We start from the raw sequence: 3,129 nt of genomic DNA, 5'->3' as shown, positions 1-3,129 counted from the left end.
CGGCCGGCGCGCGCTGGGCGGCCGCGGGCGCGGCGGCCAGCGTCAGCAGCAGGGCGGCGAACAGGGGCGGGAGGCGGGAAGGCATCGCGTGCTCCTCATGGGGGAGCGGGATTCTACCGCCGCGGCGCCGCCGGCCCCAAAAAAAGACGGCCCGGGCGAGCCCGGGCCGTCGTTCAGGCGCCGAGGGCGCGCCGGCTTACCAGATCGCCACCTGGGCGTCGGCCGGGCGGACCATGGCGTCGCCTTCCTTGCAGCCGAAGGCCGCCGCGAACACCGGCAGGTTCGACGGGGCGCCGATGGCGCGGAAGCGGGCCGGGGCGTGCGGGTCGGTCTGCAGGCGCACCTTCAGCTCTTCGGGCTTGAAGTTGCGGCGCCACACCGTGGCCCAGTTCATGAAGAAGCGCTGGTCCTGGGTGTAGCCGTCGATCTCGGCCACCTTCTTGGTGGACAGCTCGCGCTGCAGGGCGTCGTAGGCCACGGCCAGGCCGCCGAGGTCGGCGATGTTCTCGCCGAGCGTCAGCTTGCCGTTCACGTGCAGGCCGTCGATGGACTCGTAGCCGTCGAACTGCGCCACCAGCTTGCCGGTGCGCTCCTCGAAGCCGGTCTTGTCCTTGTCGCTCCACCAGTTCTCGAAGTTGCCCGAGGCGCCGAAGCGGCTGCCCTGGTCGTCGTAGCCGTGGATCATCTCGTGGCCGATCACCGCGCCGATGCCGCCGTAGTTGAGCGCATCGTCGGCGTTGGCGTCGAAGAACGGCGGCTGCAGGATGGCGGCCGGGAACACGATTTCGTTGGCCAGCGGGTTGTAGTAGGCGTTGACCGTCTGCGGGCTCATCTGCCACTCGGTCTTGTCCACCGGCTGGCCGATCTTGGCCAGGTTGAACTGGTAGTTGAAGGCGTTGGCGGCCATGAGGTTCGCGACGTAGCTGTCGCGGCCGGTCTGCAGGCCGCTCCAGTCACGCCACTTGTCCGGGTAGCCGATCTTCGGGGTGAAGGCGGCCCACTTCTCCAGCGCCTTGGCCTTGGTGTCCTCGCCCATCCACTCGAGGTTCTCGATGCGCGCCTTGAGCGCCTCGGACAGGTTGCCCACCAGCTGCTGCATGCGCTCCTTGGCTTCCGGCGAGAACGCGACCTGCACGTACTCCTGGCCCAGGGCCTCGCCCATCTGGCCATTGATGGTGTTGAGCACGCGCTTCCAGCGCGGCTGCATTTCCTGCTGGCCGCGCAGGGTCTTGCCGTAGAAGTTGAAGTTCTCCTGGGCGAAGGCGTCGGCCAGGAAGGGCGCGGCGTTGTCCACGGCCTGGTAGCGCAGGTAGGCCTGCCAGGTGGCCACCGGCACGTCGGCCAGCATGGCGCTCACTTCCTTGTGGAAGTCGGGCTGGGCCAGCGAGAACATCTCCGGCGCGGCGACGCCCTGGGACTCGAAGAACTTCGACCACGGGAAGTTCGGGGTCAGCGCGTCGGCGTCGGCCAGGGTGACCGGGTTGTAGTACTTGGAAACGTCGCGCGAGAGCTCCTCGCTCGACATCGAGACCTTGGCCAGGCGGGTTTCGAAGTCCATCACGGCCTTGGCCTGCTCCGCGGCGGTGGCCTCGTCGGCGCCGGCCAGCTTCAGGATGTTGGCGATGTGGGCCACGTAGGCCTCGCGGATGGCCGCGTGCTTGTCGTCGAAGTAATAACCCTTGTCCGGCAGGCCCAGGCCGCCCTGGCCGGCGTAGGCGATGTTGAGCGTGGAGTTCTTGAAGTCCGGGCTCGGGCCGAAGCCGAAGACGTAGCCCTGACCCTTGGCATAGCTGGCGCGCAGCCATTCGGCCACGGCTTCGCCGGATTCGAGCGCGGCGATGGAGTCGAGGATCGGCTGGATCGGCGCCAGGCCGGCGGCGTTGATGGCCGCTTCGTCCATGCCGGTGGCCCAGACGTCGCCGATCAGCTTGGCGGTGCCGCTGGCGTCGGTGCGGGCGGCGAGGTTCTCGACCAGCTTCTGCTGGATCTCGAGCGAGCGCTCGGCCAGCAGCTCGAAGCTGCCCCAGGTGGTGCGGTCGGCCGGCACCGGGTTGGCGGCCAGCCACTTGGCGTTGACGAACTGGTCGAGGTCGGTGCAGGCCGACACGCTGGTGTCGAGGTCGGCGGCCTGCAGGGAAATCAGCGGCGTCTTGAGCGTGGCCAGGTCGACCAGCGGGGCCGGCGCCGGCTCGGGCGCGGCGACGGTGTCGGCCGGGGCCTCGGCTTTCTGGCAGGCGGCGAGGGCGACGGTGACGGCGAGCGCCAGCGTCAGGGGCTTGAGGTTGCGGAAGGTCACGTGGGTCTCCGGGCCCCCGGAAAGGGGCAGGGTGGGTCGGGAAGGTGGGGCCACCGGCGCTGCGGCGGTCCCCCCGATTGTCCTCCCTCGGCCGGGGCGGGGTATAGGCCGGAGGTCACGGGTGGCCCGCGGACAAAAAAAAGGGGCGCGGCCGTGGCCGCGCCCCTTGCGTGGAACGGGCTGGGGCTTAGTAGCTGCCCTGGCCCACGATGAAGGTCATCGCGGCCCGGTTGTTGGTCGGGCGCTCGTCGATGGCGTCACTCGACACCCGTGCCTCCATGGCCACCGTGGTGGAGCGCAGGGCCCGCACCTTGAAGCGCAGCGTGTCGGCCCGGCCGGCGGCATAGGCGCCTTCGAACGCGCAGCTGAAGTTGCGCATGGTGCGGCTCGGTTCCTGCTCGCTGCAGTTCCAGCCCGCCGGCGCCATCGGCTCGACCGACGCGACGCGGTTGCTGACGGCGACGTCCAGGCGGGTGCCCGGCGCCACTTCCGGGCCGCGGCTGCGGACGGAAATGCCGAAGGTCGCTTCGCGGCCATAGGTGATGGCGGCGGGGCGTTCCGACAGGTAGGCGCCGAGCTCGGCCTGCAGCGGACCGCCACCGGCCGCCAGGGCCAGGGCGTGGGCGTCGACGATGCCGGCGCCGCAGCCCTGGGGGCAGGCCACGGCCATCGCGTAAGCCGTGGCCTTCACCTGGGCCTCGGCCTCGGCCGGGGTCCACAGCGGCAGGCCCAGCGTGAGGCGGCGGCTCTGGGCCAGGGCGATGGCGCCGGCGACGTGCGGGGCCGCCATCGAGGTGCCGCTGTAATAGGCGTAGCCCTCGCCCGCCGGCACC

General features: G+C 70.6%; 2 protein-coding genes. Both read right to left on the bottom strand.

The genetic code is table 11. From position 1 onward, the window contains the following. Positions 1-196 precede the first annotated feature (196 nt). A complete protein-coding gene (locus tag N790_RS04650; protein WP_043801388.1) occupies positions 197-2,296 on the bottom strand; it encodes a M13 family metallopeptidase in 2,100 nt (699 codons plus the stop codon). A 187-nt stretch (positions 2,297-2,483) separates the two neighbouring features. Further along, positions 2,484-3,129 (bottom strand): S8 family serine peptidase (locus N790_RS04645; RefSeq protein ID WP_043801387.1); only part of this gene is annotated, 646 nt, incomplete at its 5' end.

The sequence above is a fragment of the Arenimonas malthae CC-JY-1 genome (assembly GCF_000747075.1).
Classification (GTDB): Bacteria; Pseudomonadota; Gammaproteobacteria; order Xanthomonadales; family Xanthomonadaceae; genus Arenimonas; species Arenimonas malthae.
The sequence above is the reverse complement of the archived record's forward strand: the minus strand, read 5'-3'. Positions and strand labels throughout refer to the sequence as shown.